13 protein-coding genes, 1 tRNA gene and 1 other annotated feature are annotated in these 12412 nt (G+C 64.1%); of the genes, 6 read left to right on the top strand and 8 right to left on the bottom strand.

The annotated features are described in order from the left end of the window. The first annotated feature begins 30 nt into the window (after positions 1-30). The 4 genes from HCR12_RS13180 to idi all read left to right on the top strand — a co-directional run bounded on the left by HCR12_RS13180 (position 31) and on the right by idi (position 3532). Positions 31-852 (top strand): hypothetical protein, encoded by an 822-nt coding sequence (locus HCR12_RS13180; RefSeq protein WP_166867156.1) that lies wholly within the window; start codon positions 31-33, stop codon positions 850-852. 169 nt (positions 853-1021) lie between these two features. After that, positions 1022-2461 carry an MFS transporter gene (locus tag HCR12_RS13185; RefSeq protein ID WP_166867158.1) on the top strand — a complete coding sequence of 480 codons (1440 nt, stop codon included), beginning with the start codon at positions 1022-1024 and terminating at the stop codon, positions 2459-2461. 40 nt (positions 2462-2501) lie between these two features. Further along, positions 2502-2915 (top strand): MarR family winged helix-turn-helix transcriptional regulator, encoded by a 414-nt coding sequence (locus tag HCR12_RS13190; RefSeq protein ID WP_166867160.1) that lies wholly within the window; start codon positions 2502-2504, stop codon positions 2913-2915. An 86-nt stretch (positions 2916-3001) separates the two neighbouring features. Continuing rightward, positions 3002-3532 carry an isopentenyl-diphosphate Delta-isomerase gene (gene idi, locus HCR12_RS13195; protein WP_166867162.1) on the top strand — a complete coding sequence of 177 codons (531 nt, stop codon included), beginning with the start codon at positions 3002-3004 and terminating at the stop codon, positions 3530-3532. A 3-nt stretch (positions 3533-3535) separates the two neighbouring features. Here idi and dcd read toward each other — a convergent pair whose 3' ends face one another. Both dcd and HCR12_RS13205 read right to left on the bottom strand, forming a co-directional pair. After that, complete coding sequence (gene dcd, locus HCR12_RS13200) at positions 3536-4141, bottom strand: dCTP deaminase (RefSeq protein WP_166867164.1); 606 nt, start codon at positions 4139-4141, stop codon at positions 3536-3538. 37 nt (positions 4142-4178) lie between these two features. Continuing rightward, positions 4179-4784 carry a hypothetical protein gene (locus tag HCR12_RS13205; RefSeq protein WP_166867166.1) on the bottom strand — a complete coding sequence of 202 codons (606 nt, stop codon included), beginning with the start codon at positions 4782-4784 and terminating at the stop codon, positions 4179-4181. 120 nt (positions 4785-4904) lie between these two features. On the opposite strand from HCR12_RS13205, the gene HCR12_RS13210 reads away from it, so the two are divergent. Then, positions 4905-4975, top strand: a tRNA-Gly gene (locus HCR12_RS13210). A 121-nt stretch (positions 4976-5096) separates the two neighbouring features. Here HCR12_RS13210 and HCR12_RS13215 read toward each other — a convergent pair. From HCR12_RS13215 to HCR12_RS13235, 5 genes are all read right to left on the bottom strand, one after another. Continuing rightward, positions 5097-6334, bottom strand: a protein-coding gene (locus HCR12_RS13215; protein ID WP_166869729.1) for an IS3 family transposase whose coding sequence is annotated in 2 segments (ribosomal slippage) — positions 5097-6049 and positions 6049-6334 — 1239 coding nt in all. Because the reading frame shifts where the segments join, the coding sequence is not laid out codon by codon here. Beyond that, positions 5959-6062, bottom strand: a sequence feature (AL1L pseudoknot). (Overlaps the previous gene by 104 nt.) 417 nt (positions 6335-6751) lie before the next feature. Then, a complete protein-coding gene (locus HCR12_RS13220; protein WP_166869672.1) occupies positions 6752-8689 on the bottom strand; it encodes an ABC transporter ATP-binding protein/permease in 1938 nt (645 codons plus the stop codon). Then, entirely contained in the window at positions 8686-9717 is a 1032-nt protein-coding gene (locus HCR12_RS13225; RefSeq protein ID WP_167050762.1) for an efflux RND transporter periplasmic adaptor subunit, read from the bottom strand. Before HCR12_RS13225 ends, HCR12_RS13220 begins: the two co-directional genes overlap by 4 nt. A 55-nt stretch (positions 9718-9772) precedes the next feature. Further along, positions 9773-10582 (bottom strand): hypothetical protein, encoded by an 810-nt coding sequence (locus tag HCR12_RS13230; RefSeq protein ID WP_166869670.1) that lies wholly within the window; start codon positions 10580-10582, stop codon positions 9773-9775. An 86-nt stretch (positions 10583-10668) separates the two neighbouring features. Further along, the gene (locus tag HCR12_RS13235; protein ID WP_166869669.1) at positions 10669-11013 is read right to left on the bottom strand and encodes a hypothetical protein; all 345 of its coding nucleotides are present in this window, start codon (positions 11011-11013) and stop codon (positions 10669-10671) included. 638 nt (positions 11014-11651) lie between these two features. Here HCR12_RS13235 and HCR12_RS13825 point away from each other — a divergent pair. Continuing rightward, positions 11652-11879, top strand: a complete 228-nt coding sequence (locus tag HCR12_RS13825; protein WP_166869668.1) for a zinc-ribbon domain-containing protein — start codon at positions 11652-11654, stop codon at positions 11877-11879. A gap of 202 nt (positions 11880-12081) precedes the next feature. Here the strand turns inward: HCR12_RS13825 and HCR12_RS13250 are convergent, their stop codons facing one another. After that, complete coding sequence (locus tag HCR12_RS13250; RefSeq protein ID WP_166869667.1) at positions 12082-12342, bottom strand: CBU_0592 family membrane protein; 261 nt, start codon at positions 12340-12342, stop codon at positions 12082-12084. Positions 12343-12412: the final 70 nt, after the last annotated feature.

Consider the following 12412-nt stretch of genomic DNA (forward strand, 5'->3'; position numbering starts at 1 on the left):
CCGTTCGCGGGATGTCAATCGGGTTGAGTCGTGGTGACTCAACTTCACGAGCGCCCGAGCGAGCAGGCAGGAAGCATCCAGGCTCGCCGACACCCCCTCCTGATCAGCGCTGTCGCGCTCGGGGTGCTCGCGGTTCTGGCAGGCGTCGCGCTCCTGCTGATGCGCCGCGTGGTGTCGGCTTCCGGGCGCGGCGCAGCGCTCACCGCGCTCGTGCTCGCAGGAGCCCTCGCCCTGACCGGCACGAGCGCGAGCCCCGCATTCGCTGCCAACCTCGCCGATCCGAGCTGCACGACGGATGTCGCGCCGCCCCCGCCGACACCGACAGTCCCGCCGACACCGACCTCGGCACCGACCCCGCCCGCGTGCACCACCGACTTCACCATCGACCTCGCCAACCTGCAGCCCGCCTGGGGCCGCGCGCCAAGCGGCGTCAACGGCGTCGCTGGCATCGACGCCGCCATCCGTGCCGAATTCGCCGAATTCGGCGCGGTCATGCGGCTCACCGAGTACGCCTATCAGGACGCCGTTCTCCGCTGGTTCGACACCGTCGACGGCTCCCGCGTCGAACGCGGCACGGCGCCGTTCGTCTACACGAACATCGCCTGGACAGAGACGTTCGCCGTGGAGACTGACGTGCTCACTCCTGCCGAACCGATCACGTATGACGTGCGCACCATGGCAGAGATCGAGCAGCTCCGGCGCGACTCCGCCGAAGCCGCTGGCATCCTCGACTACACAACCGCGCAATACGAGTGGGCAGTCGACAACTCCCGGTTCACGGCCCGCTTCACCATCAGCGCCACCGACCGATGCGGGACGCTGTTCACGCACACCTACGCACTTCGAGACTGACGCGCCTGCCGGGCTCTCCCGCTGACCCACCACGGCGCGCCCCACTCCGGCCCCCGAACGGGTGTGGCACCTCGTCACGCCAACGGATGTCGCGCGGGGTAGCGTGCACATGTGGTTCCGGGACAACGGAGTTACCGGAAGTTCAATTCACGGAAGTAGCGTGCGCCTCATGACGGACAACCGCCCTGCAACACCCCCTCCCACGGCACGGACCGGCGCCGTGCGCGTCATGGGTCTCGACCTGCGAGAGAACGCGGACGTTCCCCGCCGTCGCATCTTCGCGTGGGCCCTCTGGGATTGGGCGACACAGCCGTTCAACACGGTGCTGCTCACCTTCGTGTGGGTTCCGCTCTTCCTCACCACCGACTTCTTCCTCGACCCCGCGGTGGTGGCCGCGGCAGACCGCGACGCCGAAGGCAACATCCTGGGGTGCGACGGGAGCAACTCGCTCAGCGCCTACTGCACCGACCTCGGCAGTCTCGCCGTGCAACTCGGCTGGGGTATCACCGCCGCCGGAGTCCTGATCGCGCTTCTCGCACCAGTGCTCGGCCAGCGTGCTGACGCGGCAGGTCGCACCAAGCTCTCGCTGGCGGTCTTCACCGGGCTGCTCGTGCTCGCCCAGCTCGGGATGTTCTTCGTGTCGGCGACTCCCGACATGTTCTGGATGGGCGTCGTGCTGATCGCGATGGGAAGCGTCTTCGGCGAAATCGCCGGCGTCTCCTACAACGCTCTGCTCGTGTCGGTCTCCACTCCTCGCACGGTCGGCAAGGTATCCGGGTTGGGATGGGGTTTCGGCTACCTCGGCGGCATCATCGCGCTCATCGTCATCGTCGCGCTCAACCTCGCGGGCGTGCTCGACTTCGACAACGGATTCAGCTTCCAGCTCATCGCGCTCGGCGGCGCCGTGTGGACGATCATCTTCTCGATCCCGATCCTGAAGGCCGTCCCCGAGCCCGAGAAGGTCGGCGGCATCAAGAAGGTCAACTTCTTCATGGGGTACGTCGAACTGGGCCGCAGCATCGCGCGCCTGTGGAGGGACGCGCGCCACACCTTCTGGTTCCTGCTCGCGAGCGCGGTGTACCGCGATGGCCTCTCGGCCGTCTTCACGTTCGGCGCGGTGATCGCCGCCCAGGTGTTCGGCTTCAAGTTCATCGAGCTGGTCCTCTTCGGCATCGTGCTCAACCTGGTCGCAGGCGTCTCCACGATCCTCGCCGGCCGGCTTGACGACAGATTCGGGCCGAAACCCGTCATCCTGGTTGCGATCGGCGGCCTCGTCGTGTGCTGTCTCACTGTGTTCATCGGCGCCGGACTGGGCAATCTGCTGTTCTGGGTCGCGGGCATCGTGCTGGCTGCGTTCGTCGGCCCCGCGCAGGCGGCCTCCCGCAGCTTCCTCGCGCGCGTCACCCCAGCCGGCCACGAGGGCGAGGTCTTCGGCCTCTACGCCACGACGGGGCGCGCCACCGGATGGATGGCATCGCTGCTGTGGGGCGTGTTCATCGCCGCCGCCGCCAACCAGACGCTCTATGGCATCCTCGGCATCGCCCTCGTGCTGGCCGTCGGGTTCGTGCTGCTCTGCTTCGTGCGCCCGCCCGCGCGCGTGGAGTCTTAAGGGGGTTCACCTCCGCGCCCTCGCGGTCTAACGTGAGGGCATGGAGGCACCTCTCGCATACTGGCTCAGCCTGGTCGAGCGCCTGGTGCAGGCACGCATTGCATCAGTCCTCGACGAACACGGCGTCACCCGCATCCAATGGCGAGTGCTCACCGTCCTCGAAGAGGCGCCCGCGCCTCTCGCCACCCTGCAGCAGAGCTCCGAAGGGCTGCCGCCTGCCGACGAAGACGAGACGCCCGAGTCGGCTGTGCTCGAGCTCGTCGAGAGCAGGTGGGTCTCGGGCGACGCCGATCAGTTCGAGCTCACAGAGCACGGCTCGGATGCGCTGCGCCGGATGTCGGCGACCGTCGCCGAACTGCGCGCCTCCGCCCTCGCCGGCATCAGCCCCGAGGAGGAGGAGGTGATGATCGCCGGACTGCGGCGCATCGCCGAGAACCTCGACGAGTCGCAGTGAGCGGCTCGCACGGCCGCCGCTAGGCTGACCGCAGGGTCGCCGCCGGCGAGCGCATCCGCATCGACCACGTGAGGCAGACACCCCCCATGACGACCGCAGACGCCACCGAGTACGTCATCCTGATGGACAACGACGGCACGCCGATCGGCACCGCGCCGAAGGCCACCGTGCACTCCACGAACACGCCGCTGCACTTCGCCTTCTCGTGCCACGTGTTCAGCCCCGCGGGTCGTCTGCTGATGACGCGCCGCGCGCTCACCAAGGACACCTTCCCCGGCGTCTGGACGAACGCCTTCTGCGGCCACCCTGCCCCCGGCGAGAACGCCGTCGACGCGATCGTGCGCCGCGCCGAGCAGGAGCTCGGTCTTGCGGTGCGCGACGTCGAGGTCGTTCTGCCGCACTTCCGCTACATGGCGATGGATGCGAACGGCATCGTCGAGAACGAGATCTGCCCGGTGTTCCGCGCGATCGCCGACGTCGACCCGAACCCCTCGAAGGATGAGGTGGCCGAGTGGGCGTGGGCCGACCCGCTCGCAGTGCGCACCGCCACGGAGGCCGCGCCGTTCGCCTTCAGCCCGTGGTTCACCCTGCAGGTGGCTGCCTGGCCGGCAGCCTGAGGGCTACTCGCCCGGTGCGCCCGCGTCGCTGATCGTCACATCCGTGTGCACGAAGTTCTGCCACGAACGCGACGCCGTCGGGCCGCGCTGGCCCTGGTAGCGGTTGCCGTACGGGCCCGAGCCGTAGGGGTTGTCGACGGGCGAGCTCGTGCGGATGAAGCACAGCTGGCCGATCTTCATGCCCGGCCACAGCTTGATCGGCAGCGTCGCGACGTTGCTGAGCTCGAGCGTCACGTGACCGGAGAATCCGGGGTCGACGAATCCGGCGGTCGAGTGGGTCAGCAGGCCGAGTCGCCCGAGCGAGCTCTTGCCTTCGAGGCGCGCCGCGACGTCATCCGGCAGCGTCACCAGCTCGAACGTCGAGCCGAGCACGAACTCACCGGGGTGCAGGATGAACGGCTCTCCCGGCTTGGCCTCGACGAGGCGCGTGAGCTCGGGCTGCTCCTCGGCCGGGTCGATGTAGGGGTACTTGTGGTTGTCGAACAACCGGAAGAAGCGGTCGAGACGCACGTCGACGCTCGACGGCTGGATCATGCTGCGATCGAGGGGGTCGAGGCCGATGCGGCCTGCGTCGAGTTCGGCGGCGATGTCGCGGTCGCTGAGAAGCATGATCCGAGAGTACCGGTCGGGGGGAACCGGGCCCGCGTCAGCCTTCGAGGTTCGCGCGCATCTCCTTGTAGGTGCCGGTCTCGATTACCTCACCGGTGGCGTCATCGATGAACTCGACCACCACGTCGACGTCATCGACGCCCACCCCCGAGAACTGCTGGTAGAGCGCGCCCTGCATGTAGAAGCCGAGAACGAGGAACGCCTCAAACGGCGAGTAGCGGGCGCCGTCGACCGAGACACGGAAGTGGGTCAGGTCATCGTCGACCTCGACACCCGTCAGGGAGTTGCTGTCGTCCGCGACGAGTTCGTCGACTCCCGCAGCCGCAGATTCGCGCATCTGCGCGAGCATGTCATCGCGCTGCGCCTTGGTCATCGTGTAGGTGACCGTGTCGCCGGCGACCTTCGCCGCCATTCCCTTCTCGGCTGCAGCCGCTTCGATCTCCCCGTCGGTCATCGTGTTCTGTGCGTCGAGCAGCGACCGCGCGATGGTGACGTCGACCGTGAAAAGTCCTTCGTCGACCTCGACCGCCGCGGAGCCGGAGCCACCATCTCCTGCAGGTGCGGACGGGCCCGCGCAACCGGCGAGAGCGAGCGAGACTGCGAGAACGAACGGCACGGCGAGGGTTCGGGCGGGGTTCTTCATGGGGTCCTTCTTTCGGGTGAGGGTGAACAGCAAGGTGAGTCGGATGGGAGCGCCCTGCGGAATGCGGTGGATATCCGCTGACGCTCTTATAGGCTGTGAGTTGTAGCCGCTTGCGGCTTCGGGGCTGTAGTTCAATGGCAGAACTTCTGCTTCCCAAGCAGATAGCGCGGGTTCGATTCCCGTCAGCCCCTCAATGTGTGTGTGAGTTCTCAAGCTAGTTGAGACTTTTCTCACGCAACCTAGACCACCCGCCGGATGAACAGGCGCCGTGGTTGACCTCCAGCGCTCGTTGAATCGGCCTGACTTTCGTTCCTATCGGGAGCCTTGTCCGGCAGGCGCCGGCCGGGCTGATTCCAGGTCAGCGTAGTACGCGTTCTCGGCCTCGATTGGGGTGCGCATGTCGAGCTCTCCGTGGAGTCGTGAGTTGTTCCACCACCACACCCATTCGAGGGTCGCGAGTTCGACCTGCTCGACGGTGCGCCAGGGGCCGCGCTGACGGATGAGCTCGGTCTTGTAGAGGTTGTTCACCGCCTCGGCCATCGCGTTATCAAAGCTGTCCCCGACGGTTCCGGTGGAGGGGACGGCGCCGAGTTCGACGACCCGGTCGGTGTAGACCATCGCCATGTAGTTCGAGCCGTGGTCGGAGTGGTGGGTCAGCCCGGTGAGGTCGCCGCCAGCGTCCCACGCGGCCATATCGAGCGCCTGCAGTGGCAGTATCTCGGCCTTGAGCGTGGCGGCGACGTTCCATCCCACGATCCGCCTCGAATAGACGTCGGTGACGAACGCGACATAGGCGAACCCAGACCATGTCGCGACGTAGGTCACGTCGCAGACCCAGAGCCGGCGCGGGCCGTCGGCCGTGAACCTCCGGTTGACGAGATCCTGCGGCAGCGACTGCGTCCGATCAGTCTTCGTCGTGAACACCCGCTTCGACTTCTTCACCCCACGCACCCCGACCAGCCGCATCAGCCGCTCGGTCTGGTCGCGGCCGATGTCCCAGCCTTGCCGGCGCATCAGCGCATGCATCTTCCGCCGCCCGTAGACGCCGTAGTTCTCCGCATGCAGCCTGGCGACCTCCGGAACGAGAAGGTCGTCGCGCAGCTGCCGGGCGGATGGGGCGCGATCTCTCGCGGCGCGGTATCCGCGGGAGGTGAGGAAGCCCTGCACTGCCGGTCGGAGGACACGGCAGATGAGCTCGACCCCGAAACGATCCCGGTGCTCGTCGATAAACCGGATCATCTCGGTCAGGGGCGGTCGAGCTCCTTCGCGAAAAACACGCTCGCAGCCTTGAGGATCTCGTTCGCCTTCCGCAACTCCGAGACCTCCTTCTCCAGCTGCTTGATCCTGGCGACGGCGTCGGTGGTGACGCCGGGCTTGGTGCCGGCGTCGACCTCGTAGCGGCGCTGCCAGAGCCGCAGCGTCTCCGGGCTCATCCCGAGCAGACCGGCGACGTGACGGACCGCGCTCATCATGTTCGGGTGCTCCGGCCGCGTCTCCGCGAGCATCCGCAACGCCCGCTCACGCATCTCCGGCGAATACTTCCTGTTCATTGAGTTCCATCAATGCTTGAAGAACGGAACGAAAGTCAGGCCGATTCAGCTTGCAATTGGGACAACACGACCTTGTCGTACCCGCTCTTACGAAACAGACGGAGGTTTTGGCTAAGAGCCTGGGTCCAGCTGATGAGCGGATCCAGATTCTGGAGACGCTGCTCCACACTGTCGTCCGGCTTCGCGGCTTCCATCACCTGCCGCCCCAATGTTGCTCCGAGAACGCGCTCTGCCTCCAACCAGGTGTCGAGACCATCCCAGTCCGTCAACTCATCGACCAGCGCGATTGAAGCAATGCGAAAGTTCGTGAGGCGAACGCCGATCGGCTCTACGGTCGGATCAAATCCAACGAGCCTTTGTACAGCTTCCTGCAGAGAAGACCAGAGTGCGGTTATCGGTGGGCCCTCTTGCGGCTTGTCAGGATGACCTTAACGATACTGCGGGGTCCTGGCGGCTTGCCACGAGTGCCGGCAAAACTGCGCTGAATACCCCGCTCGCGACACCTACTATCAGCGCAGTGGGGATCAGGGTGAGAGAGAAGGTCGGCTCCCAGTTTCGAAGATTGCATATGAGGAGTATTCCTGCGGCCCCTAGGGAGGAAGCGACGGCGCCTCCGAGCAGGCCGACGCATGCGCCCTCCGCCAAAAACTGGCGAGCGATGCTTGCCTTGGTTGCCCCAACTGCTCGTCGAAGACCGATCTCCGTACGTCTTGATTGAACGGAAAGGTACATGGTGGCGCTGGCGCTGGCGGTCGCGAGCAGAAGAAGGATCAGCGAGAGGGCAAGCACAAAACCGCCCAGATCGTCGGAGACGCCGACCTGGAGATCCCTCAGATCTGCGACGGTTTGAATGCCGAACTGACCTGGGTTGGCGGGATCGAGCGCGAGTGGGATCGCATCGGCAACCGCCGCTGGGTATCCCATCTCTGTCCGAACGACCACCGTCACGCGCAAATTTTCAGCGTCTGCTAGGAGGTCCTTCGAAACGACTACCCAGCTCGAGGACTCTTGAGCAGTTCCGTCTTTGCTATCCAGTGTTCCAACGAGGTCGACACGTTGGTGCAATGCTCGGAGCGATGATCCAGTGCCGGGCGAGGCGAGGTCCAGATTGGCGGCTGCGGTCTTTCCTGCCCAAGCAACGCCGGTTGCGCGGGCGTCGTCGAGCAGTTCGAGTGGTGCTGAGTTCTCTCCGCGATCTACGCCTCTCATCCGGAGGAACGTGCTGTCAGCCGTGAGGAGGGTCACGGCCCGTTCGGGTTCGGGCTCATTGTCCCAGAATCTCCTGACATGCGCGGTTTCTGCCGGGATGGACGCGAAGAAGCCGACGCTTTCAACATGCGGGAGTGACTTGATCCGGTTTACAAGTTGATCGAAGCGGGAGTCATCGGCCGCTAGCCACTGCTGTGTGCTCGGTAATGTCACTTGCACTTCGTTGAGCGCTGCCGCTGTGAGGCGGGACGATACCTGCGTTGCGGCGGATTCGCTGAGTCCGCTCGCTAGAACGAGCCCGCCTATTCCGAGCGCGAATGCGCCCACGAGCAGCGCTGTGCGAAGTAGGCGGCCGCTCACAGCCGACAGAGCGTCGAGGACGTCGTCCCAAATGCCTTGACCAGGCCGACGTCTCGGAGGTTGGCTTTTGAAGCGGCTACCTTGTGGCGTGCGACGGTTGCGTGCATCGGAGGCGTCGGCCGTAGCGATTCCATCGTTGATGGTGATGAATCGGTCGGCGTTAGCCGCTAGATCCAGGTCATGTGTGATCAAGATCACGGTGAGGCCTCGGGCGTTTGCTGCCTTTAGCGATTCCAGGACGAGTTCACCGCTCTTACGGTCCAGACTTCCCGTGGGTTCGTCGGCCAAGATGATCTCAGGCTCACCTGCGACGGCTCTCGCGATCGCCAGTCTCTGACGCTGCCCTCCCGAAAGTTGGCTTGCCGTGGCGCGCCAACGGTCCCGGATGCCAAACTCCCCTAGCGCCGCCCACGCTCTTTCTGTTCTCTCTCGTCGGGAAACCCCTCGTGCGCGCAAAACCAGGGCTGCGTTGTACAAAGCATCACGGTCATCTAGAGCGTGGGCCGCCTGGAAAACGAATCCGATCTTGTCTCCGCGGGTGCGGTCTCGATCGGTTCCAGAGAATTGCGCAACATCGGTCCCGTCGATCTTGTACGTACCCGAGTCGGCTGTGTCCAGCAGCCCCAGCACGTTCAGTAACGTCGTCTTGCCTGAGCCAGAGGGCCCGACGATCGCAACAAACTCACCTCTGTAAACGTCAAAGGTGGCTGAACGGAGTCCGACCTCGCCGTTCTCGAACGTACGAGTGAGGTTCGATACAGAGAGGAGGGGAACTTCGTTGGTCACCCGTTTACTCGCACTTCTAGACCGAGTTCGATCTCGGTACCCCGGATGGCTACCCATCCGCCATTGGTCGCGAGTATTTCGATGCGTATGGGTGGAGGTGGCGTCGCGTCTCCGCGAGCAGCCGGGAGGAGATAGTACCCATCTGTGTCCTGCCGGATGGCTGTCGCAGGGACCGCGAGTTCCTCCTCTCCCCCGCCGTCAACGAGCCTCACTTCGACAGTCGTAGCGTCGGGGAGCTGCAGTATCGCTTCGTCGGCGGTTTCGACCACGACATCGCTGCCGGGCTTTTTTCCATCGCCTCCCGCATCCGGCTCGCCGACGTGTCTGATGACTCCCTCTGCCGTTTCTGCTCCCGCATGAAGAGTTACGGCTTGGTTCTCGCTTAGGCGGCTGGCGTCGATGACGTCTGCGCGGAATCTCACAGACGGGTCGCTCACGGACATCCGGATCAGCGGCTGGTCTTCTCCAACAGTGGACGCGACTGGGGCCGCCTCCGCGACCTGACCAAGCGAGTTGATGGTGAGAAAAGAACGAAACTCGACGTGACCTTTTGGCGCATCAAGATCGCTGTGTCCATAGAGCTTGTCAACAGCTGCAAGCGTCTGAGAGTCGATGACACCCGTCACGGTCACGTTGTAACCGATCTCGCGGAGTGAAGATTGGAACGCGGTGACATCGTCTCCCCTCATCTTCAGCTCGAGATCGCGGTACAGCGGTGTAACGGGAAAGGCGAAGTATGGGAATCCGGAAACCACGCCGAGTAGGTCGCCGTATTCAACCCTGTCCCCGACGGCGAGATCTTGGCGCGTCACGATCGAAGGGTCGGGCAGGATGCCTGGAGACAGGGCGATCTCCCTTCCCGCAACAATGGTTCCGGTGAAGGTTGGAGGTGCTTCCACGATTCGCTTCTCGATTTGCGCGGTCACTTGGATCGGCTCTCGGACTTGGAGCGACTCGCTCAAACGCGGCTGGCTGGCGACACCGTACCCGGCAAAATAGGACCCTCCCACAGCGAGCAGCCCCACCACGATCAGGCCGGTGAGTCTACGCGGGCGCTCAACAGACCGAGGCTGCGGGGGACCTTCAGCCATGGGTGTTGATGTAGGTTTCCGCGAGTTCGAGACGGTGCTGCTTCTTGCTCTTCAACTCGTTGAATGCGGCCTGATTCTCTTTGATCAACGGCGCTTCGTAGGAGGCAACGAGATCCCCAAGTGTCCTGGTCAACCCGCTCTCCGTATTGCAGGTGACGACGCTGTAGGAGGCTTTGATCGATTCCGCGCTCCATTCAGGAACTCCGCGGTCGTCGTAACCTGCGGGGGCGACTTCTTCAACGCCCCATTCGTTTGCGCCGCGTCGCGGGGTTAGGCCGGCCTCTTCCAGGCAGGTCCAGTAGGACTCGCGGGCGGACTGCCAAGTGGGATCTTGCTGCGCTCGTTCTCGCGCAGTGGTTCGGGTTGAGCTCAGCAGACTGTCGTTGATTTCCTCGTTTGAAGGAACGAACTCAGCGAGCTCTGGGTCGCTAAGCGCCTCTTCGCCGCAGGCGTAGTAGGCGGACAACCATGTCTCGCCCTCCGACTCTGCGAGTGCGGTCAGTTCGGCGTCGTATGAACTAGACGGGAACCCCGCGCCGAATTCGCGAGCGTTCGGCTCAAACCATTGTCCGAAGTCGCGATCATCGATCGGTAGATCGCGACTTCCCAGGTCTACAGGGGGGGCGATCAATCCTTGCGCCTCCATGCATTCACCCGATCGGAGCAGGATCGTCAGGTTGATCGTCTCGAGGTTGAAATGCGAGTCGTAGATGTCGTACTCACTGAGCGGAGTCGAGATCTCGCCGACTGTCTCATCTATGACGGCGCGGGCTGATGTCTCGTTGGCCCAATCCAGCTTCATCGGTCGGATCAGCTGTGCAGCCGGTAAGGATGAAGGCCGAAGCAAGGAGTGCGCCGATGGTGCGCACCCCCCGCCCCGAACCTGAATTACTTGATTCCACTGATGCGATCGTTCCAGTTCTGAGTCAACCCGAGGCCGCTGTTGATGGCGGACAAGGCATTGGCGTTCCCGGTCCAGGAGAACGTTCGCCCGGAGCAGTCGGAGTTCTCACAGTAGGTCTCGGCTCCCGTGTTCTTGAGGGAGGAGGCCTTGTCGTTGCGTGCGACCGGGACTCCGTCGGTTCCCGTCGACGTCGAAGTGTAGGAGGCGCCTGAGTAGTTGTCGTCGTCGTACAACGTGGCGGCATTTGCCATAGCGGCTCCTGACAGTACTAGCGCCGCCGCCACCGCGGTCGCTGCCAGCCCGCGCTTGAACATGCCTGCTGCGTCCATGCCTATCCCTGATTTCCATGCCGGCCGCCCGATTTCTCGGGCGACGAAACCGGTGGCCAGAGGCTAGCAGAGCGGAAGTTCGAGGTTCCATTATTTTCCTCAACTATTTGAAGAATCGCGCGATTGTTCGACAGGGACCCGAAGTTCGTGCTGCAACTTGAGGCGCGCGCGAGCGTGTCTGCTGCGAGCGGTTGCCGCATTCATTCCAAGAGTTGCGCCGCTTCAGAGAGGGTGAAGCCGTCCCAGTAGACGAGCCTGATGATCTCTTGGTCAGATGGATGGAGCTGGCTGATCGCCGCACGGACCTCCTCCGCCCGCCCATCGTCTTCCTGGACCGCACGGCTGTCGAGAAGGCTCGTGGGCTTCTGGTGCAACGCATGACGGCGTTGCCAGGTTCGACGACTTTGGGAAGAGCGTTCTACGCGCGATGCCGAACATCCACATCCGAGCCTCAGTTGGATTCGTCGGCACAGACTCGGCCTTCCGCCAGAGGACCGCAAGCGTCTCGCCAAGAAGATCTGCTGCGTCGTCGTGGCTTGCGACGCGACGGACGAAATAGTCGAGGACCGAATCTGCTTCATTTCGGACTAGCCCGAACCAGCGGCGGCGGTTGCCCGTTCTGCGCCCACCGGAAGTTGATGCCTGGGTTCAACGACTTCGGCACGACCGACCCCGACCTGGCAGCAGAGTGGCACCCCCGGAAGAACCTGCTCGACCCGTCCGACACCATGGGATCCGGTCGACTCTTCTGGTGGATGTGCACCCGTGCCGGGCACGAAATCCAGCAGACCATCCCGCACCGACGAGCTTCTCGCGGCTGCTCAAGCTACCCGCAGGACGAGAGGGTCAGGCCCGCAAGCCACTGAACCACCGCCAAGGGGCGGGGCGAAAGCCTCGCCCCTTCTTCCGGCCTCGGGCCAAAGTTGTCTCATCTGAAATGCGAAGGCTCGAAGCACCGGCTTCAATGCACTGCACGTCTCAACAGGGCCAAACGGTCTCATCTAGGACGAGAAACGACACCCTGACGATCACCCCGGTGGCCGGCAGGGCATTCGCGTGCCCCGAGGCCTACGCGGTGCGTGCCTCGCGGCGCGCGCGGCGGCCCTTCACGAGGCCGTAGCCTCCGATGACGAACCAGAACGCGTTCAGCGTGACCGAGGGCCACGCCTGGTAGTACGCGGTGTTCACCATCAGGCAGACGGCGCCCAGCAGGTTGAGCACCTGGTACGTCCAGGATGCCGAGTCGAGCTTGCGCATCGTGAGCAGCCCATATGCGATGAGCAGCGCCACCATGCCCACCCAGCCGACGATGTCGATGACGATCTGCATGTTTACCCCCACGACCACGCTAACCGCCGCGAGGAGGCTCGCTGTTCACGGCCGCGGCCCGAAGGCTGCG

The sequence above is a fragment of the Salinibacterium sp. ZJ70 genome (genome assembly GCF_011751865.2).
Taxonomy (GTDB): Bacteria; Actinomycetota; Actinomycetes; order Actinomycetales; family Microbacteriaceae; genus Homoserinibacter.

Excerpts from the sequence above, each read along its gene's own strand:
- HCR12_RS13185 (WP_166867158.1), top strand. The coding sequence starts at position 1,022 with ATGACGGACAACCGCCCTGCAACACCCCCTCCCACGGCACGGACCGGC.
- HCR12_RS13190 (WP_166867160.1), top strand. The coding sequence starts at position 2,502 with ATGGAGGCACCTCTCGCATACTGGCTCAGCCTGGTCGAGCGCCTGGTG.
- idi (WP_166867162.1), top strand. The coding sequence starts at position 3,002 with ATGACGACCGCAGACGCCACCGAGTACGTCATCCTGATGGACAACGAC.
- dcd (WP_166867164.1), bottom strand. The coding sequence starts at position 4,141 with ATGCTTCTCAGCGACCGCGACATCGCCGCCGAACTCGACGCAGGCCGC.
- HCR12_RS13205 (WP_166867166.1), bottom strand. The coding sequence starts at position 4,784 with ATGAAGAACCCCGCCCGAACCCTCGCCGTGCCGTTCGTTCTCGCAGTC.
- HCR12_RS13230 (WP_166869670.1), bottom strand. The coding sequence starts at position 10,582 with ATGAAGCTGGATTGGGCCAACGAGACATCAGCCCGCGCCGTCATAGAT.
- HCR12_RS13235 (WP_166869669.1), bottom strand. The coding sequence starts at position 11,013 with ATGGACGCAGCAGGCATGTTCAAGCGCGGGCTGGCAGCGACCGCGGTG.
- HCR12_RS13825 (WP_166869668.1), top strand. The coding sequence starts at position 11,652 with ATGCCTGGGTTCAACGACTTCGGCACGACCGACCCCGACCTGGCAGCA.
- HCR12_RS13250 (WP_166869667.1), bottom strand. The coding sequence starts at position 12,342 with ATGCAGATCGTCATCGACATCGTCGGCTGGGTGGGCATGGTGGCGCTG.